The 22,671-nt window shown below is 69.2% G+C and carries 22 protein-coding genes; 10 read left to right on the plus strand and 12 right to left on the minus strand.

Annotated features, from left to right (window positions below; all coding sequences use genetic code 11):
- The first annotated feature begins 91 nt into the window (after positions 1–91).
- Genes ACFYTS_RS11185 through ACFYTS_RS11195 form a run of 3 tightly spaced genes read left to right on the plus strand, consistent with a single transcriptional unit; the run spans position 92 to position 2,252 of the window.
- Positions 92–676, plus strand: a complete 585-nt coding sequence (locus ACFYTS_RS11185; RefSeq protein WP_387303056.1) for a dihydrofolate reductase family protein — start codon at positions 92–94, stop codon at positions 674–676.
- 11 nt (positions 677–687) lie between these two features.
- Entirely contained in the window at positions 688–1,029 is a 342-nt protein-coding gene (locus ACFYTS_RS11190; protein ID WP_387303059.1) for a YciI family protein, read from the plus strand.
- Positions 1,026–2,252 (plus strand): RNA polymerase sigma factor, encoded by a 1,227-nt coding sequence (locus ACFYTS_RS11195; RefSeq protein WP_387303062.1) that lies wholly within the window; start codon positions 1,026–1,028, stop codon positions 2,250–2,252. The genes ACFYTS_RS11190 and ACFYTS_RS11195 overlap by 4 nt, the downstream gene beginning before the upstream one ends.
- A 24-nt stretch (positions 2,253–2,276) precedes the next feature.
- On the opposite strand, the gene ACFYTS_RS11200 is transcribed toward ACFYTS_RS11195, so the two are convergent.
- Positions 2,277–2,846 carry a TetR/AcrR family transcriptional regulator gene (locus ACFYTS_RS11200; RefSeq protein ID WP_357276431.1) on the minus strand — a complete coding sequence of 190 codons (570 nt, stop codon included), beginning with the start codon at positions 2,844–2,846 and terminating at the stop codon, positions 2,277–2,279.
- 39 nt (positions 2,847–2,885) lie between these two features.
- On the opposite strand from ACFYTS_RS11200, the gene ACFYTS_RS11205 reads away from it, so the two are divergent.
- Positions 2,886–4,130: a KasA/KasB family beta-ketoacyl-ACP synthase gene (locus tag ACFYTS_RS11205; protein WP_387303065.1), complete on the plus strand. Its 1,245-nt coding sequence runs from the start codon at positions 2,886–2,888 to the stop codon at positions 4,128–4,130.
- A 36-nt stretch (positions 4,131–4,166) separates the two neighbouring features.
- Here the strand turns inward: ACFYTS_RS11205 and ACFYTS_RS11210 are convergent, their stop codons facing one another.
- Entirely contained in the window at positions 4,167–4,580 is a 414-nt protein-coding gene (locus tag ACFYTS_RS11210) for a hypothetical protein (protein WP_357081746.1), read from the minus strand.
- Positions 4,577–4,861, minus strand: a complete 285-nt coding sequence (locus ACFYTS_RS11215) for a hypothetical protein (RefSeq protein ID WP_387303068.1) — start codon at positions 4,859–4,861, stop codon at positions 4,577–4,579. Before ACFYTS_RS11215 ends, ACFYTS_RS11210 begins: the two co-directional genes overlap by 4 nt.
- Before the next feature lie 213 nt (positions 4,862–5,074).
- On the opposite strand from ACFYTS_RS11215, the gene mtnA reads away from it, so the two are divergent.
- From mtnA to mtnC, 3 genes are read left to right on the plus strand one after another with little or no spacing between them, the layout of a single operon-like run.
- Positions 5,075–6,742: an S-methyl-5-thioribose-1-phosphate isomerase gene (gene mtnA / locus ACFYTS_RS11220; protein WP_387303071.1), complete on the plus strand. Its 1,668-nt coding sequence runs from the start codon at positions 5,075–5,077 to the stop codon at positions 6,740–6,742.
- 33 nt (positions 6,743–6,775) lie between these two features.
- A complete protein-coding gene (locus ACFYTS_RS11225; protein WP_357081740.1) occupies positions 6,776–7,354 on the plus strand; it encodes a cupin in 579 nt (192 codons plus the stop codon).
- Positions 7,351–8,034: an acireductone synthase gene (gene mtnC, locus ACFYTS_RS11230; protein ID WP_387303074.1), complete on the plus strand. Its 684-nt coding sequence runs from the start codon at positions 7,351–7,353 to the stop codon at positions 8,032–8,034. Before ACFYTS_RS11225 ends, mtnC begins: the two co-directional genes overlap by 4 nt.
- A gap of 95 nt (positions 8,035–8,129) precedes the next feature.
- Here mtnC and ACFYTS_RS11235 read toward each other — a convergent pair whose 3' ends face one another.
- The 5 genes from ACFYTS_RS11235 to ACFYTS_RS11255 form a co-directional block, all read right to left on the minus strand.
- Positions 8,130–8,720, minus strand: a complete 591-nt coding sequence (locus ACFYTS_RS11235; RefSeq protein ID WP_357081736.1) for an ATP/GTP-binding protein — start codon at positions 8,718–8,720, stop codon at positions 8,130–8,132.
- On the minus strand, positions 8,701–9,078 hold the full coding sequence (locus tag ACFYTS_RS11240; protein ID WP_357081734.1) for a DUF742 domain-containing protein: 378 nt from the start codon (positions 9,076–9,078) through the stop codon (positions 8,701–8,703). The genes ACFYTS_RS11235 and ACFYTS_RS11240 overlap by 20 nt, the downstream gene beginning before the upstream one ends.
- Complete coding sequence (locus ACFYTS_RS11245; protein WP_040857697.1) at positions 9,075–9,500, minus strand: roadblock/LC7 domain-containing protein; 426 nt, start codon at positions 9,498–9,500, stop codon at positions 9,075–9,077. Before ACFYTS_RS11245 ends, ACFYTS_RS11240 begins: the two co-directional genes overlap by 4 nt.
- Complete coding sequence (locus ACFYTS_RS11250; RefSeq protein ID WP_357276415.1) at positions 9,478–12,180, minus strand: nitrate- and nitrite sensing domain-containing protein; 2,703 nt, start codon at positions 12,178–12,180, stop codon at positions 9,478–9,480. Before ACFYTS_RS11250 ends, ACFYTS_RS11245 begins: the two co-directional genes overlap by 23 nt.
- A gap of 166 nt (positions 12,181–12,346) precedes the next feature.
- On the minus strand, positions 12,347–14,326 hold the full coding sequence (locus ACFYTS_RS11255; RefSeq protein WP_357276413.1) for a nitrate- and nitrite sensing domain-containing protein: 1,980 nt from the start codon (positions 14,324–14,326) through the stop codon (positions 12,347–12,349).
- A gap of 240 nt (positions 14,327–14,566) precedes the next feature.
- Between ACFYTS_RS11255 and ACFYTS_RS11260 the strand changes: the two genes are divergently transcribed.
- Together ACFYTS_RS11260 and ACFYTS_RS11265 are read left to right on the plus strand one after the other, a co-directional pair.
- Positions 14,567–16,066, plus strand: coding sequence for an alkaline phosphatase (locus tag ACFYTS_RS11260; protein ID WP_357276410.1), 1,500 nt, complete (start codon positions 14,567–14,569; stop codon positions 16,064–16,066).
- Positions 16,063–16,551 (plus strand): hypothetical protein, encoded by a 489-nt coding sequence (locus ACFYTS_RS11265; protein ID WP_387303080.1) that lies wholly within the window; start codon positions 16,063–16,065, stop codon positions 16,549–16,551. Before ACFYTS_RS11260 ends, ACFYTS_RS11265 begins: the two co-directional genes overlap by 4 nt.
- Before the next feature lie 270 nt (positions 16,552–16,821).
- On the opposite strand, the gene ACFYTS_RS11270 is transcribed toward ACFYTS_RS11265, so the two are convergent.
- Entirely contained in the window at positions 16,822–17,496 is a 675-nt protein-coding gene (locus tag ACFYTS_RS11270; RefSeq protein WP_357276406.1) for a cupin domain-containing protein, read from the minus strand.
- A gap of 167 nt (positions 17,497–17,663) precedes the next feature.
- Here ACFYTS_RS11270 and ACFYTS_RS11275 point away from each other — a divergent pair, with 167 nt between their 5' ends.
- Positions 17,664–19,217 (plus strand): succinic semialdehyde dehydrogenase, encoded by a 1,554-nt coding sequence (locus tag ACFYTS_RS11275; RefSeq protein WP_387303082.1) that lies wholly within the window; start codon positions 17,664–17,666, stop codon positions 19,215–19,217.
- Positions 19,218–19,293: 76 nt separating this feature from the next.
- Here the strand turns inward: ACFYTS_RS11275 and ACFYTS_RS11280 are convergent, their stop codons facing one another.
- From ACFYTS_RS11280 to ACFYTS_RS11290, 3 genes are all read right to left on the minus strand, one after another.
- Positions 19,294–19,701: a DUF779 domain-containing protein gene (locus tag ACFYTS_RS11280; RefSeq protein ID WP_357276401.1), complete on the minus strand. Its 408-nt coding sequence runs from the start codon at positions 19,699–19,701 to the stop codon at positions 19,294–19,296.
- 13 nt (positions 19,702–19,714) lie between these two features.
- Complete coding sequence (locus ACFYTS_RS11285) at positions 19,715–21,232, minus strand: aldehyde dehydrogenase family protein (RefSeq protein ID WP_387303084.1); 1,518 nt, start codon at positions 21,230–21,232, stop codon at positions 19,715–19,717.
- 179 nt (positions 21,233–21,411) lie between these two features.
- The gene (locus ACFYTS_RS11290) at positions 21,412–22,629 is read right to left on the minus strand and encodes a transcriptional regulator (RefSeq protein ID WP_357276396.1); all 1,218 of its coding nucleotides are present in this window, start codon (positions 22,627–22,629) and stop codon (positions 21,412–21,414) included.
- Positions 22,630–22,671 lie beyond the last annotated feature (42 nt).

Below are 22,671 nucleotides of genomic sequence, written 5' to 3' on the forward strand. Positions count from 1 at the left end.
GTTCGGCGCCGGTGTCGATTTCGCCTGTGGCTTTTCGTGTAGGAGGTGAACGGTCGCGGAAGAGCGGTCCGCCTGAGCGAAGGAGCATCCCATGCGCAAGGTCAACGCCACTTTGTCCATCACTCTCGACGGAGTCGTCCAGGGCCTCGGCCGTCCGGACGAGGACACCCGCGGTGGCTTCACCCACGGGGGCTGGGGCGGCGAGTACAACGACGACGTCATGGCCGCGGAGATGGGCAAGAGCATGTCGAACCCCACGGACATGCTGTTCGGACGCCGGACCTGGGCGGACTTCATCACCGCCTGGGCCACCCGCATCGACGACAACCCGTTCACCACGCACATGAACGCGGCCACCAAGTACGTCTGTTCGAGGACTCTGGATAACGCGGACGCCTGGCAGAACTCGATCCTGTTGTCGGGTGATGCCGCCGAGACGGTGGCCGAACTCGACACGGAAGTCGGCAGGGACCTGACGATCATCGGTAGCGCCTCGCTGGTTCGCGACCTGCACGCCGCCGGCCTGGTCGACAGCTACACGCTGCTGATCCATCCGCTCACGCTCGGCACCGGCATGCGACTGTTCGAGGGCAGCGCCCCGCTCACCGAATTCGAGCTCACCGGCAGCGTCACCACCACCAAGGGCGTAATCATCGCCCACTACACCCGTCTGTGAGGTAGGAATCCATGCAGAAGTACCTGCTGTCGATCTACCAGCCCGAGGGCGAGGCGGATCCCGCGGCAATGGTCCGGATCGTGGCCGATCTGCACCGGTTCAACGAGGAACTGCGGGAGAGCGGCTCGTGGGTGTTCACCGGCGGCCTGCACGCGCCCGGCACGGCAACCGTCGTGCGCGCCGACGGCATGCTCACCGACGGTCCGTATATCGAGGGCAAAGAACACGTCGGCGGGATCTGGGTGATCACCGCACCCGATCTGGACGTCGCACTGGAGTGGGGCCGCAAGGCGGCCGCCGCGACCACGCTTCCGATCGAAGTCCGCCCGTTCCAGGACGTCGAACCGTATTGAGTCCGGCACCGGAGGAGATCGCGGCCGTGTTCCGCGCCGAGTACGGCAGAGCCGTCGCCGTGCTCGTGCGCGGACTCGGCGATATCAGCACGGCCGAGGACGCCGTCGCCCACGCGTTCACCACGGCCCTGCAACGCTGGCCGGTCGATGGCATGCCCCCCAGCCCGGCCGGCTGGATCATCACCACCGCCCGCAACCGGGCCGTCGACGAATTGCGCCGCGAATCGGTCCGCGCGCACAAACACGCCGAGGCTCAGCGCCTCCACGGCCCGGAGGAACCCGACGAGGAGGGCCCGGTGCGCGACGACCGTCTGCGGCTGATCTTCACCTGCTGCCACCCGGCCCTGGCTCTCCCCGCGCAGGTGGCGCTCACACTGCGGCTCCTCGGCGGGCTCACCACGGCCGAGATCGCCCACGCGTTCCTCGTGCCCGAACCAACGATGGCGCAGCGCCTCGTCCGAGCCAAGGCCAAGATCCGTGACGCCAAGATCCCCTACCGGGTGCCCCGCGACGCCGATCTGCCCGACCGGCTCGGCGCGGTACTCGCGGTGCTCTACCTGATCTTCAACGAGGGCTACGTCGCCACCTCCGGCACCGAACTCGCTCGCGCCGAACTCTGTGCCGAGGCGATCCGCCTGGCCCGGCTACTGGTCGAGCTCATGCCCGACGAGCCGGAGGCCGCGGGGTTGCTCGCGCTGATGCTGTTGATCGAGGCCCGGTGCGACGCCCGCACCGACCTCGACGGCTGCCTGGTCCGACTCGCCGACCAGGACCGCTCCCGCTGGAACGCCGACCTGGTGACCGAGGGTCGCGCGATTACCCGCGCCTGCCTGCGCCGTAATCGGCCGGGCGGGTACCAGATTCTGGCCGCGATCAATGCCGTGCACACCGACCCCGTCACCGACTGGACGCAGATCCTCGCGCTCTACGACCAACTCGCGCACTTCGACACCGGCCCGGTGGTCGCGCTCCACCGCGCTGTCGCGCTCGCCGAGGTTGAGGGCCCGGCAGCCGCACTGCCGGTGGTGGAGGATCTGAATCTCGAGAACTACTACCTATTTCACGCGATCCGCGGTGACCTCCTCGCCCGCCTCGGGCGACCAGCAGAAGCCGGTCAGGCCTTCGACGCCGCGGCGCAGCTCACCAGGAACCAGTCGGAGCGCACTTTCCTGCTCGCCCGGCGCGACCGACTGGGTCGAACCGACCGCTCCCGCAACGACTGACAGACAACTTCTCAGCATCCGGCTTCAGGTCGGCTGCGTGACTACCCCCGCTACGAGGAGGGCGACAGCGCGTTCGACGCGGTCGGTGTCGCCGGTGATCCACCAGTCCATGATGAGGCCGCGGATGCCGGAGACGAGCAGCGTCGCCGAGGCTTCGGGGTCGGGCAGGCTCGGGTCGATGCGGTGCAGGGACTCGGCCATCGGGGTGACCACCGCGGTGATCGCGTCGGTCGCGTAGGGCCGGAAGGGACTGCCGGGAACGGTTGCGGCGCCGAGGACTTGGAGCAGGGCGCGCAGGCTCACCGCGCTGTCTCCGGCGGTATTGCGGTCGAAGGAGCGGGTCAGGCGGGTGGCGAGGGTGGCGGTGTCGTCGATGCCGGAGAACATCGCGCCGATGTCGGGGCGGTGGGATTCCAAGGCGGCGACCAGCATCGCCTCCTTGGTGCCGAAGTAATGGATCAGCATGCGGGAGCTGGTGCCCAGGTATTCGGCCAGGGGGCGCAGTGAGAGTTCGGTGAGGCCGTGGTCGGCGATGTAGGCGATGACGCCTTCGAGGAGCTGCGCGCGGCGGGCGTGGTCGAGTGGGCGGGGCACCGGTTGACTGTAGCGGGTGCTACAGGTATTCATGTCTCCATGAGTGTAGCGATTGGTACAGAAACTAGACGGGACGTGGTGGTGACGGCGATGGCGGCGACCACCTGCCTGGGGGCCGGCCTCGACACCACCTGGTCACGGCTGCTCGTGGGGGACAGTGGGATCGGCACGCTCACCGACGATTTCGTCACCGCGAATCAGCTGCCGGTGCGGATCGGCGGACGGCTGGTGACACAACCGGGGGAGCGACTGACCCGGATCGAGCAGCGGCGGATGTCGTTCGTGCAGCAGCTCGCGCTGGTGCTGGGACGGCAGGTGTGGCAGGACGCGGGGGCGCCGCGGGTCGAGGCGGAACGGCTGGCGGTCGCGGTGGGCACCGGGCTCGGCGGCGGGGACGCACTCATCAATGCCGTGGACCTGATGAAGGCCGGGGGCTACCGGAAGGTGCCGCCCATGACGGTGCCGATGGTCATGCCGAACGGCCCGGCCGCCACGGTCGGCCTGGAGATCGGCGCGAAAGGCGGTGTGTACGCCCCTGTTTCGGCCTGTGCGTCGGGCGCGGAGGCCATCGCCCACGCGTGGCGGCTGATCGCCACCGGTGAGGCGGACGTGGCAATCGCGGGCGGCGTGGAGGGTCATATCGACGCGGTCCCGATCGCCAGTTTCGCCATGATGCGGGCCATGAGCACCCGCAATGACGAACCAGAGCGCGCCTCACGGCCTTTCGACCTGGACCGGGACGGCTTCGTCTTCGGCGAGGCGGGGGCGCTGCTGGTGCTGGAGTCGGCCGAGCACGCGCGGGCGCGGGGTGCGCGGGTGCTCGGCCGGGTGCTGGGCGCGGGCATCACCTCGGACGGCTATCACATCACCGGCACCTCGCCCGATGGCGACGGCGCGGCCCGTGCCATGCGCAAGGCGCTCGCGGCGGCGGGGCTGACAGGCGCGGATGTCGACCATGTCAACGCGCACGCCACCGGCACGCCGGTCGGTGACGCGTCGGAGGCGAAGGCCCTCATGGCGGTGACGCCGCACGCGTCGGTGTACGCGCCCAAATCGGCGCTGGGACATTCGATCGGCGCGGTAGGCGCGCTGGAGGCGATCCTCACGCTGCGCACCCTGGCGGAGCAGATCGTGCCGCCCACACTGAATTTCGAGAATCCGGACCCGGGGATCGAGCTCGATGTGGTCGCCGACAAGCCGCGCGAGCAGCGGCTGCGGTACGCCCTGAGCAATTCGTTCGGCTTCGGCGGCCACAACGTCACGCTGGCGCTCGCGCCCGCCTGAGCGGAAATTGGCTCGGCACAACGCGATTCAGGCAGGTCAGGGCAGTTTGTCGGTCTGGACACGCGGATCCAGTTTGCGCAGGGTGTCGGGCCGGTCGGTCAGGCAGGGCCAATCCCGGCTCACCGCTTCGAGTGTGGCGTGCCCGGCGGGAATGAGGGCGTCGGCGTCGGGCCGGTCGGCCAGGGTGTCGCCCAGCTGATCACTGGCGGGGCGGTCCAGCGGCTGGATGACGGTGTTGGGCAGGTCCAGCAGTACCGTGAGGATGTCCCAGCGCCCAGGCGGGATCAGGGCGCGGGCCGCGGCCAGCGCGGTGGCCGGGACGATGATGGTGTGCCCGGCGTCCGCGGTCGCCCACACCACCGATTGCACGTAGGCCACGCGATGGGCCCAGGCGGTCAGCGCGGCGGTGTCGAAGACGACGCCGCCCAGGGTCGGGGCAGCGGGGCTCATGCCGCGCCGGCGTGATCGCCGGGAGCCTCCTCGTCATCGGATATAGGTGGCAGGCCCTGCACCGCCCGGGCGCGATTGATCAGATCCAGCGGCGGTCGGCCGCCGAGCGCGTTCTCCAGGCGGGCCAGCGAGTCGGCGCGGTCGACGCGCGCCTTCACGGACTCGGCGACGAACGCGGAGATCGAGGCGATGCGTCCGGAGCTGCGCCAGTCGTCGAGAGTGGCGGCGATGTCCTCGGGCATCGTCACGGTTATCTTGCGGGTGCGACGCGGTCTCGCCATACCGCGATAGTAAAGCGGTATGTGCGGTGGACAAAAGCTGACACCCGCGCCGAGCGCCGGAACCGCAGGGGCGCAATCCCGCACGAAATCGGGCTATTCGGATCGGCGTGATCGGAAACCTGCCGGTCAGGCACGGGGGCGGGTTCGATACGGTGGAGTGTGCCCACCGCCGTGGGCATCGCCGCAAATCTCCAGTCAAGAGGACATAACTCGATGGATCAGAGTTCGATCGTGTGGGCCGACGGTGCCATAGTCACCATCGACCAGCGAGCCCTGCCGCACCAGGTGCGGGAGCTGCGGATCACGACGGTCGACGAGGTCATCGACGCCATCAAGACGCTGGCCGTGCGCGGCGCGCCCGCCATCGGCGTGTGCGGTGCGTTCGGTGTGGTGATCGCGGCCCGGGCCGCCACCACCGACGGCGGCCTCGACACCGCCCGGGTCGAGGCCGAGGCCGCCCGCATCGCGGACGCCCGCCCGACCGCGGTGAACCTGGCGTGGGGTGTGCAGCGGACGCTGACCAAGCTGGCCGAGGGCGTCGAGGCGCTCGAGGCCGAAGCGCTGGAGCTGCTGGCCGAGGACGGCCGGGTGAACCTGGCCGCCGCCACCGAGGCCGCCGATCTGATCCAGCGGCTGTGCGGGGACCGCCCGCTGCGGCTGCTCACCCACTGCAATACCGGCCGCCTGGCCACCACCGCGTGGGGGACCGCCATCGGCGCGCTGCGGGTGCTGCATCAACGTGGCGCGCTGGCCGAGGTGATCGTCGACGAGACCCGCCCGCTGTTGCAGGGCGCGCGCCTGACCGCGTGGGAGATGGCCGAGGCCGGGATCCCGCACCGGCTCACCATCGATTCGGCGGCGGCGTGGGCCATGGCCACCGAGGGTGTGGACGCGGTGGTCGTGGGCGCGGACCGGATCACCGCCGACGGGGCCGTGGCCAACAAGATCGGCACCTACATGCTGGCCATCGCGGCCGCGCACCACGGCATTCCGTTCATCGTGGTCGCGCCGGAATCGACGCGCGACATCTCCACCGCGCGCGGCTCCGACATCGTGGTGGAGCAGCGCGCGGCCGTCGAGGTGACCGGATTCGGCGGCGTCGCAACGGCTCCCGAAGGCACCGCCACCTTCAATCCGGCCTTCGACGTCACCCCGGCCGAGCTGGTCACCGCCGTGGTCACCGAGTTCGGCGTGCTCGAGGACCCGTCCGCCGCCCGCACCGCCGCCGGTGCGGTGACCGCGCCCGGATCGGCCGCGGCCGTCGGCGCCGAGATCGCCGACATCGCGCGCGGCCTGTACGCGAACGGCTGGATGCCGGGCACGGCGGGCAATATCTCTGTGCGCCAGGGCGATACGGCCGTCATCACCGCGAGCGGGCTGTCCAAGGGCGAGCTCACCGCCTCGGACATGGTCACGGTCGCCGTGGTCGACTCCCGGCCCGTGGACGACTCCGGCCGGAAGCCGTCGGCGGAGACCACCATCCACACCGCCGTCTACCGCACCCGCGGCGCGGACGCCGTGGTGCACGTGCACCCGCCGCACGCCACGGCCGTGTCGATCCGGACCGGCGGAAACGGTGTCACCACCGCACGTTTCGCCGGATACGAGCTGATCAAGGGCCTGGGCTCGACCCGCCCGGACCTCATCGACATCCCGGTGTTCCCGAACCACGCCGATGTCCCACTGATCGGCGCGGACATCGAGAAGTATCTGACCGAGCACCCGGAGGCCCCGCCGGTGCTGTTCATCGCCGGGCACGGCGTCACCACCTGGGGCGCGTCGCTGGCGCAGGCCCGCGACCGCGCCGAATGCCTCGAGGCGATGTGTGAACTGACCACTCTGACCGGGCACCAGGAGCTCCCGGTGCGCGACCATGTGTGAAACGAATACCGCGTTCCGAGAAGGGAACCTCCGATGACCCTGTTGCAGATCATGTCCGACACCGACGCCGGTGAGGTCGTCCTGCGCACCGATGACGACGCGGTGATCGCCGCCGAGCTGGGCAAGCGCGGCATCACCTTCGAGCGCTGGCCGCTGCTGGAGGGCTTCAGCGCCGCCACCACGACCGAGCAGCTGCTGGCCGAATACCAGGGCCGCATCGACGAATTGAACGCCGACGGCCGCTACAAGTTCATCGACGTGGCCCGCATCCACCCCGACGACGCCGACCCGGAGTGGCCGGCCAAGGCGGTCGCCGCGCGCACCAAGTTCCTCGACGAGCACCGGCACGCCGAGGACGAGGTCCGTTTCTTCGCCGCCGGCGCGGGCTGCTTCTACCTGCACCTGGGCAATGAGGTGCTGGCGACCGTGTGCACCGCGGGCGATCTGGTGTCGGTGCCCGCGGGCACGCTGCACTGGTTCGACATGGGCACCCGCCCGGAATTCGTGGCCGTGCGCTTCTTCGAGGAAGAGGACGGCTGGATCGGCGATTTCAGCGGCGACAAGATCTCCGCGGGCTTCCCGACCCTGGACGAATTGCTGGCCCCGGCATGATCAAGGTGGTCGTGCTCGATATCGAGGGGACCACCAGCCCGACCAGTTCGGTGCGGGAGGAGCTCTACGGCTACACCCGGGAACGGCTCCCGGGCTGGCTGGCCGAGAACGTCGGTGGCGACGCCGATCCCGTCATCGAGGCCACCCGCGCCCAGGCGGTTCGCCCGGACGCCGACGCTGCCGAGGTGGCCCGGATTCTCATCGAGTGGCTCAACACCGATGTGAAGTCCGAGCCGCTCAAGGCCGCCCAGGGCATCATCTGCGCCGAGGGGTTCCGCAACGGCGCGCTGCACGGCGAGTTCTTCCCCGATGTCGCCCCCGTCCTGCGGGCCTGGCGTGACGCGGGGCTGGAGCTCTACATCTATTCGTCGGGTTCGGTGCGCAATCAGAAGGATTGGTTCGAATTCGCGCGCGGCGGTGATCTGTCCCCGCTCATCAGCGGGCATTTCGACCTGTCGACCGCGGGCCCCAAACGCGAGGCCGCGTCCTACGAGAAGATCGCGAGCACCATCGGCGTTCCGGCCGAACAGATCCTGTTCTTGTCCGACCACCCGGACGAGGTGGACGCCGCGGCGGCCGCGGGCTGGCAGGCCATCGGCGTGACCCGCCCGGGCGAGCCGAACAGCCCGCGCGGCCCGCACCGCTGGATCAGCGATTTCGCGGACGTCGTCCCCAACTGACCGGCGCCGCAACGGCGCTGGTCGAAACGACCATAGAGATCGAGCCCGCCCGGCACACGCCGGACGGGCTCGAATCGTCTTCGCCGAAGAACCGCTCAGCGCACCCCGGCGGTGGCGGCCCGCTCGATGAGGTACTCGACGAGCGTCATCAGCACGTTCTTGGCCGAGCCGCGATCACGAGCGTCGCAGAGCAGCACCGGGATTCGCTCGTCCAGGTCGAGTGCGTCGCGCACCTCGGCCGGGGTGTAGAGCGGTGCGCCCTCGAAGCAGTTCACGGCCACCGTGAAGGCGACGCCGCGACGCTCGAAGAAGTCGATCGCCGCGAACGACCCCTCGAGCCGGCGGGTATCGGCCAGCACGACCGCGCCCAGGGCGCCGCGGGCCAGCTCGTCCCACAGGAACCAGAAGCGATCCTGTCCGGGGGTGCCGAACAGGTAGAGGACCAGGTTCTGGTCGATGGTGATGCGGCCGAAGTCCAGCGCGACCGTGGTGGTGGTCTTGCCTTCCACCCCACGCAGATCGTCTACGCCGGCGGACAACTCGGTGATGAGTTCTTCGGTACGCAGCGGAGTGATCTCACTGATCGCCCCGACCATGGTTGTCTTGCCCACGCCGAAACCGCCCGCGATGAGAATCTTCACCGAGGCGGCCATGGGCGCGGCGGAATCAAAGTTTTCGGATGCCATCGAGTACCGCTCGCAGAATGTTGAGGTCACCGGGCGCGGCTTCGGGGGAGGCCGGGGCCCGGAACTTGAGGATGTTGTCGGAAATCAGGTCCCCCACCAGGATCTTCGTTACCGCCAAGGGCAACCGCAGGGCGGCCGAGACCTCGGCCACCGTCAGCGGAAGCCGGCACAACCGCACGATTTCCGTGTATTCCGGCTCGGCACGCCGCAGCGGTGGGGCGGCGTTCGGCACCACCACCACTGTCAGCATGTCCAGATCGTGCCCCGCACCCATGGTTCGGCCACCGGTCCGTGCGTAGGGGCGCACGAGCGGACCAGCCGCGTCATCGAACCACTGTTCCCCCGGCCCCGCGCTCATGACAGCCGCGGGTTGCCTTGTCCGGCCAGGTTGTGGCGCGGCGTGGTGGACAGGTAGTTGCCGACCCGCTGCACGGTCAGGTTCATCTCGTAGGCGACCATGCCGAGGTTGGCCTGTTCGGTGGCCTGCAGTGCGAGGCAGGCGTGGCTGCCGGCGGCGGTCACGAACAGCACCGCGCGCTCGAGTTCGATGACCGCCTGGCGGACGCCGCCGCCGTCGAAGCGGCCACCCGCGCTGCGCGCCAGCCCGTAGAGGGTGGAGGACATGGCACCGAAGTGCTCCGCGTCCTCACGGCTCATGGCGGATGAGCGGCCCAGCAGCAGTCCGTCGGTGGAGTGCACCACCGCGTGACGGACGCCCGCTAGCCGGTCGACCAGATCATCGAGTAGCCAGTTGAGATCACCAGCGTTTGAGGTGGTCACCGTCGCCTTCCTGTCGTTCCTGCTGGGTGCCTTCGAAAAAGGCCTGGGACTCAGGCCCGAACGAACCGGGATCGGCCTGGCGGCCCTGCCTGGTTCCGTTTTCGATGGCGGAGAAAAGGTCTCGGGCCTGCTCGGCCGTGCGGGTGGCCTGGACCGCCGACTCGGGGGTCGACTGCTCCTTCGCCAATTCCGGTGCGAGACTTGCCTGCCGGTGCCGTCGCGGAAGCGCGGGCCGGGTGTCGGAGCCAGTGTAATGGGACCGATCGTGTTCGCGAGCACGGAAGCCGTTTTCGGACGGCGGGACCGCGCCGTTCTGCAGGTCCAGTCGCGGCTGCTGCGGCGGTTCGGGCCGCGGCGGCGAGGTGGGCGGGTCGAACGGCGTCGCCGCCCCGAAGGACATGACCGGCGGCACGGCCGAGTCGGTCGTCGGGCCCAAGGTGCTGGTGGGCGGCGCGAAGGACGTCGTGGGCGGGGCGAAGGAGCCGGTCTGCGGGGCGAACGAACCCGTCGACGGACCGAAGGGCTCCGGCTCGGGCTCGGCCGGGGTGACCGGCGGCTCGGGCGGAGTCGTCAGCGGCGCATCGTAGTTCAGCAGCGGCAGGTCATAGCTCGAGGTCATCGACGGCGGGACCGCCGGGGCGGCAGGCAGCTGCGGCAGCGCGGCCACCGCGGCCGAGGCGGCGGACAGCCCGCCCGTCTCGAGCTGACGCGGCGCCACCGGGATCTCACCGGTGCGGCCGGAGGCCTGCACGGTCAGAACGGTGGGCACGAGCACGATAGCGCGCACGCCGCCGTAGTCGGATTCGGTGAGCCGCACCGTGATTCCGTGGCGCGAGGCCAGCTGGGCGACCACGAAGCGGCCGAGGCGGAAGTCGTCGGGCAGCATGGCGACACCGAAATCCGGGGCCTCGCGCAGCACCTCGTTGATCCGCGCGAGCTCTTCCTCGGGCATACCCATGCCCTGGTCGATGATCTCGATGGCGACACCCTTGCCGACCACGTTGCCGCGCACCTCGACCTGCGACTGCGGCGGCGAGAAGTGGGCGGCGTTGTCGACGAGCTCGGCGAGCAGGTGCACGAGGTCGGCCACGGCGCTGCCGACGATCGACACCTCCGGCAGGCGGGCGATCTTGACGCGGGTGTAGTCGGCGGTCTCGCCGACGCTGGAGCGCACGATCTCGAGCAGCTGCACCGGGTTTCGCCACTGCCGGCCGGGCTGACCGCCCGCGAGAATGATCAGGTTCTCGGCGTTGCGGCGTTCGCGGGTGGCGAGGTGGTCGAGGCGGAAGTAGATGTCCAGCAGCGCCGGATCCTCCTGCTGCGACTCCGCGGCGTCGAGGATCTCCAGCTGGCGGTGCACGATGACCTGGCTGCGGTGGGCGATATTGAGGAACATCGCCTTGACGCCCTCACGGGTGCGGGCCTCGGTGATGGCGGCCGACACGGCGGAGGCGTGGGCGTGGGTGAACGCCTTGGCCACCTGGCCGATCTCGTCGTGGCCGAAGTCCAGGATCGCCTTCTCGTCGGCCGGGTCCAGCGGGCGGCCGTCGCGCAGCTTGGCCATGATCTCGGGCAGCCGCTCGTCGGCGAGCACCAGCGTCTCGTCGCGCAAGCCCTTGAGGCGGCGGATGATCCGGTTGGCGAGGATGAGCGAGACCAGGAAGGCCAGCGCCGACACCGCCACCATCGCGCCACCGACGAGGGCGGAGTTACGGGCGTCGGTGTCGGCCACGTCGGCCGCGGCGCGCTCGTTGTGCTTGCTGTTCTTGTCCCACAGCTTGAGGACCTGAGCGTTGAGGCGCGACACCGTGTCCCGCCATTCCTGCGGGGTGAAGGTCAGCGGCGCGACCACCGGGGGAGTACCGGGCTTGACCGGAGGCAGCGTCATGGGGTCGAGCGCCCGCGAGAGCAGGACGTTCTCCATCATGACGACCTTCGTCCAGTCCGGGTCGTTCATCAGGGCCTGCATGTCGGCATTGCCGGCGCCGCCGTCACCACCGGCGAGCACGCCGAGGTTGACGCGGTAGGTGCCTGCCACACGGGAGAATTCGATGGCCAGCTCGGGCGGGAGCGCACCGCCTGACAACAGCACCTCGGCCACCGCGGCTTCACGGGAGAGCATTTCGGCCGACTGCACGATCTGCAGGCCGTTGATCATCTCCATGGCGACCGCGGCATTGGGCGCGCGGTCGGCGACGATGCGGGTGCCGATCCAGATGAACTCGAGCACCTTGCCGTAGAAGTAATAGGTGTCCGACACCGATACGCCGTTGGTGTCGATTCCGGTGCGCAGTCCGGCGAGCTGGCGGGTGAGGGTCAGGAACCCGCCGACGTCGCCGGTGACCGATTCCGGACCGGATTCGCGCATGGAGGCCGATACCGGCGCCATCCCCAGCAACGCGTTGTCGAGCCGGGTTCGCGCCTGCGCGAGGGCCTTCGGGTTGGCGTCGTCGCCACCGGCCATCTGCGCCAGCGAGAGCTGGCGCTCCTGCTCGACCGCGGCGATCAATTCTCCGGTGGGCGCTCCGGCGGCGGACAACGCGTCCGCCCATTCCCGCGCCTGCTTGCTCTCGACCACCAGGTACCCCGCGCCACCCACGCCGATCGCGAGCAGCGCCAAGCTCGGGACGAGTGCGATGGCAAGCACGCGGGTGCGGACCCCGAGCCTTGCTCTGAACATCGGGCAAAGGTAACGGGGCGTAGGTCACAAATGCCGCATCGATCCCGTTGGGCGGGAGTGCGTTTGACAGACTGGGTCATACATGATGGTGCATCGCATTCGAAGCCGTCAAACAGCAATCTGATAGCTACCCTAATAGGTGGCGGCACAGCACGATTCGCACCGCTCAGGCGTGTCGCCGCGAATCGACGGCATGGGACGAATCGGGCATGACGTCCGGCGGTTCGCGCTCGATCAGGACCGTGGGCAACAACACGATCGCGCGCACGCCGCCATGATCGGAATCGGACAAACGCACCGAAATGCCGTGCCGGGCGGCCAGCCGCGACACCACGAACAGACCCAGTCGCGAGTCCTCGGACAGCCGGGTGACCGCGAAGTCCGGTGCGGCGCTCAGCAGCTCGTTGCGGCGGTCCAGATCCTCGGCGGGCATCCCCATGCCCTGATCGCTGATCTCCACGACCACGCCACGAGCCACCACCGTGCCGGTGATCTCCACCCAGGACTGCGGCGGGGAGAAGGAGGCGGCGTTGTCGACCAGTTCGGCCAGCAGGTGCACCACATCGGCGACCGCTGCGCCGACCAGGAAACCGGCTGGCAGACGGCCGATCCGGACCCGCTGATAGTCGGCGGTCTCGCCGGCGGAGGAACGCACCAGTTCGAGCAGGGGGACCGGGTTGCGCCACTGTCTGCCGGGGCGGCCACCGGCCAGGATGATCAGGTTCTCGGCATTGCGGCGTTCCCGGGTGGCCAGGTGGTCGAGGCGGAAGTAGATGTCCAGCAGCGCCGGATCCTCCTGTCGCGCCTGCGCGGCGTCGAGAATCTCCAGCTGACGGTGCACCACGACCTGGCTGCGGTGCGCGATATTGAGGAACACCGACTTCACGCCCTCGCGGGTGCGGGCCTCGGTGAACGCGGCGCCGACGGCCGCGGCGTGCGCGTGCCCGAACGCCCGTGCCACCTGCCCGATCTCGTCGTGCCCGCGGTCGAGGACCGGTGCGGCGGCGTCGATCTCGAGGTGCTCGCCCGCGGCGAGGCGTCGCATGGTCTCGGGCAGTTCGTCGTCGGCGAGGGCGAGGGTGCGGTCCCGCAGTCGCCGCAGCCGGCGGATGATCTGGTTGGCCAGCGCCAACGCGACCAGGATCGAGATCGCGCCCAGCCCGACCATGCCCGCCCCGGCCCACACGGATTTGCGGGTGGTGTCGGAGGCCGCGGCTACCGCCAGCCGCTGGGCCTCCTCGTTCTCGGCCTGCCAGAGCTCGGCCAGCCCGTGAGCCACCTCCGCGGCGCTGCGCTGCCACTGGTCGACAGGGACCGGAAGCGGTTGCGGCGCGGACCGTTTGGCCGACCCCTCCGGCACGGCCAGCGTGCGCCGGGCCAGCACCGGTTCCACCTGACCCAGGTGCAGCCAGGCGGCGCTCCACACCAGGGCGCGCGCGGCGGCGGCCTGCTGTTCGTCGGGCGCGGCCACGATGGCGGCGACCGCGGTGCGGTAATAGCCGACCAGGCTGAGATACTCGGCCCCGAGCTCGGGGGAGAGGTGGTTGCCGTCGAGCAGCGACACCGCCAGCGCGTTGGCGCGGCTCATCGCCTCCAGGCAGTGCAACACGTCCGCCGCCTGGGCCAGCTCCACAGCGGTGGCCGAGTCCGGCGCGGAGCGCTGGGCGACCTCCACGCCCGCCATCACCGACTGCGGAATGCGGTTGTAGAAGGCGTAGGCCTCCGCCGCGGGAACGGTGCCCGCGTCGATCCCGGACCGAATCCCCGCCAGCTGCTTACTCGTTTCCCCCATCGCCGTGGTGGCCTGCCCCATGGAATCGGGCCCGATCCGCGACAACTCCGACTGCGCGGGCGCGAGCAGCCGCACCGCCGTATCCAGCCGCTGCCGCGCGGTCGTCAACTGCCGCACCTCGACATCCACCCCGGCCAGCCGCCACAAGGTCAGCTGACGCTCGGCCTGCACCGCCTCGATCAACTCACGGGTGGGCGCGATCCCGGCCTGCATCTCACCCGCCCAGGTTCGAGCACGGGATGCGCGGTCCACCAGGACACCGGCCGCACTGTTACCACTGACCGCCAGCGCCAGGCTCGGGACCAGCGCGATGGCCAGGACCCGGGTCCGGACGCCGAGCTTCGGAAAACGCATCGCCGCAACGTAGCCGGGCGTCAGATGCGCGGTCGGCGCGAGTCCTTTTGTGCGGGATGGTGTTTGACAGCGCTCCGGCGCGTCCCGTAGGCCCTGGTCGTGGGGCATCCGTTAACCTGCGCGCCAACTGGGAGATTACTGCGAGTCGGAAACGGGCTAACCTGCAGCACTACGTTCAGCCGCGCCCGGGACATGAGCCGCGCCGCCGGACCTCGGGGACGCGACGACGGAGGAGACGAAGTGCAGCACAGGAAACGCGTGTGGTCGGTCGCGATCGCGACAGCGACCGCCGCGATGTCGGCCGCGACGCTGGTGGCCGGATGCGGGTCGGACAGCAAGGGCGACAACGAGGTCCACAACATCATCTACCTGCTCGGTGACGGTATGGGGCGGACCCATGTCACCGCCGCACGCCAGCGGTTCGAGGGCGCGGGCGGGCAGTTGCAGCTCGAGAAGCTGCCGTACGTGGGCGCGGTCGCGACCTACGCGGTGGAGCCGAACAGCGCCAAGCCGTCGCTGGTGACCGACTCCGCGTCCGCGGCCACCGCGTGGTCGTCGGGTGTGAAGACCTACAACGCCGCCATCGGCGTGGACGCCTACGGCAAGTCGGTGCCGACGCTCATGGAGCAGGCCAAGGCCGCGGGCTTCGCGACCGGCAATGTCAGCACCGCCGAGATCACCGACGCCACCCCGGCGGGCATGTTCAGCCACGCGCTGCTGCGCGGCTGCCAGGGCCCCACCTTCAGCGACTCGACCTGCCTGCCCAAGAAGGCCGACGGCAGCTACGAGGCGCAGCCGGCGGACAAGACACTGGTCACCCCGATCGCCGAGCAGATCGCGCGCAACAACACCGCCGACGTCATCTTCGGTGGCGGCCTGGCCCGCTTCGAGCCCGATGACCAGAAGGCCATGCTGGACAACGGCTATGAGGTGCTCGGCTCCATGGGTGATCCCGCGCTGAAGGCGCAGACCGCCGAGAGTCAGAAGGTGGCCACCGCCGCCGACCTGAAGTCGGTGACCGCGCAGAAGGTGATCGGCCTGTTCAATCGCGGGAACATGACCGTCACCAATGCCCGCAACGCGCTGCCGGATTCGGCTCCGCAGAAGCAGGAGCCGACGCTGAAGGACATGACCACCAAGGCGATCGACCTGCTGTCGGCGCGCAAGGGCAAGGGCTTCCTGCTCCAGATCGAGGGCGCGCTCATCGACAAGCGCTCGCACGCCAACGACGCCGCCCAGACCCTCGACGAGGTCAAGGCGTTCGACGACGCGGTCGCCGCGGCCATGGACTTCGCCAAGAAGGACGGCCACACCATGGTGATCGTGACCGCCGACCACGAGTGCGCGGGCTTCAACATCATCGAGAAGAACACCTTCACCAACGCCGAGGCCGTCGCGCCGCCGACGAACGTGGACGCCACCAACCCGGCCAACAACAGCAAGCCCGGCCGTGACGGCAAGGACAACGTGAAGGACCCGGTCCGCTCGCCGGGCCTGGTCAACGGTGCGGGACAACAGGATCCGCGCAACTTCGCCCCCGCCACCTTCCGCACGCCCGACGACCCGGCCGAGGTGAAGGACGGCACGCCCGAGGCGAGCCTGTGGCTGACCTACCTCTCGGGCAACCACACCGGCGCCGACGTGCAGATCTACGCCTACGGCCCGGGTGCGCAGGTGTTCGCGACCAGCCAGGACAACACCTCGCTGTACACCAAGATGCACAAGGCGCTGCTGCCGTGACGCGGCGAGCCGGAGCGGTGATCGCGGGTCTGCTGGCGGTGGCGGGCCTGGGCGCGGGATGTTCCTCCGCGCCACAGCCCGCGAACCCGGCGCCCGCGGCCGCTCCGGTGGCCGCCCCGCGCACGACCGAGCCCCCGGCCGCGACGCTCGCGATCCCGGCGGGGGAGGTGCGGCTGGCGGCCGGGCCGTTCACTGATCGGGTGCGGCTCAGCGGCACCCGTCTCGACGGGTCTTCCGTGCGCGGCACTCTGGCGATCACCTCCGATGTCAGCGATGTGCTGGCGCTGGAGGTGAGTGCGGCGTTCTACGACGCGAATGGCCGACTGGTCGGTACAGGGATGTTCCAGCACGCCGACGAGGAACCCACCGGCGGCGGGCCGCACGTACCCAGCGTGAACGGCATTCCGTTCACCATCGTGTCGGCTCCGGCCGATGCTCCGGTCTCGGCGGCGGTGCTGTCGATTCCGGTGCTGGTGAACGAATAAGGTTGAGCCGCAAGCCTTTCGGCGATCCCGCGCACGCACCCCTCGTACGTGCGCGGGATCAGGGCCCGACCCGTCGACGCTGCCTTCACAGGCGGGAGATTTCCTGCCCGGGGTAGTACTGGCTGTTTCTTCGCTCGCCGATCTCGATCGGTTACACAATTCGCAGCAAAATGCTGGAATTCCGGCAATATGGACAAAATGAATGCGGCACCCCGTCCGAGACGGAGTGCCGCATCGCCCGTGGCCGGGCGGTCGCCGATGCGCTTGTCGTCAGGTGCGTTTCGCGTACTGGGCCGCACCGGCCCAATCGAGCATCACGCACGGCTCGTCGCCGAGGACCCAGGCGTCGTGACCGGCCGGACAGAACAGGTAGTCGCCTGGGCCGATCTCGGATTCCGCCCCGTCGTCCATCCGGATCCGCAGCCGGCCCGAGATGCAGTAGCCGACGTGCATGGCCTGGCAGGTGTCGGTGCCGGCGATCGGCTTGACGTGGGTGGACCAGCGCCAGCCCGGTTCGAAGACCGCGCGGCCGAGCGCGCCGAACGGCGTCTCGATCAGGTCCATCCGACCCGTTCCCGCCTCGAAGGGGCGGGTTTCGTCCGGAGTGTCGAGGCTGCGCACGACCACACCGCGACCCTGGCCGTCGGCCATATTGTCCTCGCGCAGCAGATCCAGGTTGTGGAAGACCGCCGGGCCGTCGCACAGTGCGGCGATCTCCTCGGCGAAGCGGGCGGTCTCGGGCAGGTCGGAGTTCTTCATCGCCTCTTCGTAGGAGGGGAACTCGACCATCTGCATATAGGTGTTCGGGTGATCGCGATCCTTGGCCTCGAGACCGCGGACGGCCGTGCGCTTGCCCGCCGTCGCGGTGAGCCACGCGTCGAGTTTCTCGTTGAACTCATCGATGTGAGTGGTCGTGAACTCGATCGTCTGAACGAACTTGGTCATTGTGGGCACTCCTTCGAAAAGGGCACCCCGTCGAGAACATTACTCTCGGATCGCTGGGCGAATTGGCAAATTTGTGGCAATCATCAGATTTCCCAGTCCGGGCCCCGCGCCGAGGTCAGGGGGTAGATTGTGTGTATCCCAAAGTTACTCGCAAGTAGGAGGCGATGATGCCGGTGCCGGCTGCCGCGGTGTTCGAACGGCTGCGTTCGTTCGCGGCCGTGGATACCACGCAGGACCACGCGACCAGAGCGATCACCGAGGTGTTCACCGGTGGCACGCTGGGCGAGGTGCCGGTCGGCACCGCCGCCGATGTCGCCACCGCCATCGCCAAAGCCCGTGCCGCCCAGGCGGACTGGGCCGCGCGCACGCCCAAGCAGCGGGCCGAGGTGCTGGACCGCTACCGCGCGCTGGTGATCGAGAACCGCGAATACCTGATGGACGTCATCCAGGCCGAGACCGGCAAGGCGCGCTGGGCGGCACAGGAGGAGGTGATGGGCCTGTTCCTCGCGGCTCGCTACTTCTCCCGGGTCGCGCCGAAACTACTGGCGGCCCAGAGCGTGCCCGGCGCGTTCCCGGTCCTGAACCGGGCCTCCGTGCGCCCGGTACCCAAGGGCGTGGTCGGGGTGATCGCGCCGTGGAACTACCCGATGCTGCTCGCGGTCGGCGACTCGATTCCGGCGCTGCTGGCCGGAAACGCGGTGGTGGTCAAGCCCGACAGCCAGACCCCGTACTCGGCGCTGGCCAATGCCGAGCTGTTCGCCCGGGCCGGGCTGCCCGCGGATCTGTTCGCCGTGGTCACCGGTCCCGGCACGGTGGTCGGCACGGCCATCGTCGACGACTGCGACTATCTGATGTTCACCGGCTCCTCCGCCACCGGCCGCACCCTGGCCGAGCAGTGCGGACGCCGCCTCATCGGCTTCTCCGCCGAACTGGGCGGCAAGAACCCGATGATCATCACGCGGGGCGCCGACCTGGACAAGGCCGCCAAGGCCGCGGTGCGCGCCTGCTTCTCCAACGCGGGCCAGCTGTGCATCTCCATCGAGCGCATCTACGTCGAGCGCGCGGTCGCCGAGCAGTTCACCCGTAAGTTCACCGCCGCCGTGAAGGCCGCGAAACTCGGTGCGGCGTACGGCTTCTCGAAGGACATCGGCAGCCTGATCTCCGAATCGCAGCTGGAGACGGTCACCAAGCACGTCGCCGACGCGGTCTCCAAGGGCGCGAAGGTGCTCGCGGGCGGCAACCCCCGCCCCGACCTGGGCCCGCTGTTCTTCGAGCCGACGGTGCTGTCCGAAGTCACCGACGCGATGGAGTGCGGTCGCAACGAGACCTTCGGCCCCCTCGTCTCCATCTACCCGGTGGACTCGGTCGACGAGGCCATCACCCGCGCGAACGACACCGAGTACGGCCTCAATGCCAGCGTCTGGGCGGGCAGCAAGACCGAGGGCGAGCACATCGCCGGGCAATTGCGCGCGGGCACAGTCAATGTCGACGAGGGCTACGCCCCCGCCTGGGGCACCACGGGCGCTCCCATGGGCGGCATGGGCATCTCCGGCGTCGGCCGCCGCCACGGCCCCGACGGACTGCTCAAGTTCACCGAACCCCAGTCCATCGTGGTCACCCGCTTCCTCAACCTGGACGCCCCGCCCTTCGTCCCCCAGGACAAGTGGCAGCCCTTCCTGATGACCATCGCCCGCAGCCTCCGCTTCCTGCCCGGCCGCTGAGCCGGTCAGCGCGGAGTCGCAACAGACTTGTTCGGTGGCGCGGCCGACCCGGAGAAACCGGCCGCGCCACCCTCCTTCATCCGGCCAGTTCGTTGCCGCGGAGCGGGGCAGGAGCCGCTTCCAGCACCGCTGTCTCGGCATCGGTGAACAGGCGTGACCGGATGACGAATCGGACACCCTCGGGCGCCTCGAGGGAGAAGCCGCCGCCGCGGCCGGGGACCACGTCGACGGTGAGGTGGGTGTGGCGCCAATATTCGAATTGGTCGGCGCTCATCCAGAACGATGTGTCCGGGAAGACGCGGCCGAGCAGTACATCGGCTGCGCCCACCCGGAACTCGCCCAGGGGATAGCACATCGGGGAACTGCCATCGCAGCAGCCGCCCGACTGGTGGAACATCACCGGGCCGTTGTGGTCGATGAGCCGTTGCAGCACCGCCGCCGCGGCCTCGGTGATGGTCACCCGGGATACCGGACCCGCCGTCATATCGCCCCCCGGTTCAGAAGAATCCGAGTTTCTTCGGCGAGTACGACACGAGCAGGTTTTTCGTCTGCTGGTAATGGTCGAGCATCATGCGATGATTCTCGCGGCCGATGCCGGACTTCTTGTAGCCGCCGAACGCCGCGTGCGCGGGATAGGCGTGATAGCAGTTCGTCCACACCCGACCGGCTTTCAGCGCCCGGCCCACCCGGTAGGCGATGCCGCCGTCGCGGCTCCACACGCCGGCGCCGAGGCCGTAGAGCGTGTCATTGGCGATGGTTACCGCTTCGACCTCGTTGTCGAAGCGGGCCACCGCTACCACCGGTCCGAAGATCTCCTCCTGGAATATCCGCATGTCATTGCGGCCCTCGAAGATCGTCGGCTCGATGTAGTACCCCTTGGGGAAACCCTCCACCTTCCGCATCTCGCCGCCGGTGAGCACTTTCGCGCCCTCCTGACGGCCGATGTCGATGTAGGAGAGGATCTTTTCGTACTGGTCGTTACTGGCCTGCGCGCCGATCATGGTCGCGTCGTCGAGCGGGTTGCCGCCCTTGATGGCCTTCGTCCGCTCGACGCAGCGCGCCATGAACTCGTCGTAGATCGACGAATGGATGAGCGCCCGGGACGGGCAGGTACACACTTCGCCCTGGTTCAGCGCGAACATCACGAAACCCTCGACGGCCTTGTCCAGGAAGTCGTCATCGGCTGAAAGCACGTCGGGGAAGAAGATATTGGGGCTCTTGCCGCCCAACTCGAGGGTCACCGGGATGATGTTCTCGCTGGCGTACTGCATGATCAGCCGCCCGGTGGTGGTCTCGCCGGTGAAGGCGATCTTGGCCACACGCGGGCTCGACGCCAGTGGCTTGCCCGCCTCCACGCCGAAACCGTTGACCACGTTGACGACTCCCGGCGGCAGCAGGTCCGCGATGAGCTCGATCACCAGCAGCAGCGAGGCGGGCGTCTGCTCGGCGGGCTTGATGACGACACAGTTGCCGGCGGCCAGCGCGGGCGCCAGCTTCCAGGCGGCCATCAGGATCGGGAAGTTCCACGGAATGATCTGCCCGACCACGCCGAGGGGTTCCTGGAAGTGATAGGCGACGGTGTCGGCGTCGATCTGGGAGAGGTGGCCCTCCTGCGCACGGACCGCGCCGGCGAAGTAGCGGAAGTGGTCGACCGTCAAAGGCAGGTCGGCGGCGAGGGTTTCGCGGACCGGCTTGCCGTTCTCCCAGGTTTCGGCGACGGCGAGGCGCTCCAGGTTCGCCTCGATCCGGTCGGCGATCTTGTTGAGGATGTTGGCACGATCCGTCACCGAGGTGGCACCCCAGGTTTCGGCCGCCCGATGCGCGACCTCCAGTGCCATGTCGATGTCCGCCGCGCTGGAACGCGCCACCTCACAAAAGGTCTCGCCGTCGATCGGGGAGGGATTCTCGAAGTATCGGCCCTCGATCGGCGCTTTCCACTCGCCGCCGATGAAGTTGTCGTAGCGGCGGTTGAAGCTGATGATGCTGCCCTCTGTGCCGGGCTTGGCGTAGATCATGGCGCGGCTCCTGATCGCATTATCTGCGGTGACGGGGGCCACTATGAACCGCGAAGGTTGGCGGGAGGTTGGCGCGGGGTCGGCGAAAGGTTGCCGAGTCAGGATCTGCGAAATCGGCTGTGGTAACGGGCAATTCGGATGCTGGGACGCTGCGCGACCTTGCACGCGATGCTGTGCCGCTAGCGCAGCGCGGTGTGCAGACGCGCGGCCGCCAGCGCGCGGCGGCTGTCGCCGTGGGGGAGCAGGCGCAGGGCGTGCTCGTGAATCTCTATATCGTCGGGGCAGCGCTGGCCGAAACGCAGGGCGTGCTCGGGATTGTGGTCGGCCAGTACGGCCGTGCGCAGGCAGACGTCGAGGTGCTCGCGCCACTGCACGATGCCCGGGACATCCGAATCCGGCAGCAGCGGACCGCGATACAGCCGCACGGCCGTGGTCAGGTCGCCCGCCTCGAGCGCGGCCAGCAGTTCGACGGCGTCGCAGGCGAGGGGTTCGGTGAGCATGTACCGGCGGTCGGCGATGCGGCCGTCGGTGGCGGCGCGCAGACGGGAGACATCGGATTTGAGCGTGCTCGACGACACCGACCGGCCGCCATAGACGGCCTCGTGCAAGCGTTCCGGGGTGAAGCCCTCGGGCTCGAGCGCCAGCAGGGTCAGGATCTCGAGCTGCCGCGGCCGCATCGGCACCTGGCTGCCCTGCTGGTACAACCGGGGGACACCCAGCGCTTCGAGGCGGGGTGTGGCAGCGGGGTGTTGCTGTTCGGCGTGCACTCGGGATTCGATGGCGGTCACCAGGGCTCGGACGGTGGTGAGGATCAGCGGATGTGAGCGGTCCCAGTACGTCGATAGATCGAGCACGCCCAATTGGCGGCCGTCGGCGGCGCGGATCGGCGCACAGTAGCAGACCCAGCCGTGCAACGCCTCGACCAGATGCTCGGCGGCCCACACCTGGGAGGGGCGGCCGCTGTGCAGGGACAGCGCGATGCCGCTGGTCCCCATGTAGGGCTCGTCCCAGCAGCCGCCGGGGGCGAGATTCACCGATTCGGCCCGCCGCCGCACCGAGCGGTCGCCGCAACTGAAGAGCACGGTCCCGGCCTCGTCGGTGACCACCGCGATCATGCCCGAGTCCTCGGTCAGCGCCCGCAGCTCGCCCGCCATCTCGGTGACCGGGGTGCGCAGCGGCGATTCGGCCCAACGCGAACCCAATTCGTCGCGGTCGGTTCCCGGGGCCACGGCCCGGGTCGGATCCACCGTGCGCAGCGACCGCTCCCACGACGCGGCCACCTCGCCGCGCAACGCCACCTGGGCGCCGGGCGGACAGCCGGGGGTGGACGTGGTCCACCGCTCCCAGGCCTTCTCCAACTCCGCACGCTGACGCGACGCGGCGGGCAGCTGTGTCATGGCGCAAACTCCTCGCGGTGCCTCCGGACCGAGCGATATCCC

It is taken from the genome of Nocardia sp. NPDC004151 (assembly GCF_042874235.1).
Lineage (GTDB): Bacteria > Actinomycetota > Actinomycetes > Mycobacteriales > Mycobacteriaceae > Nocardia.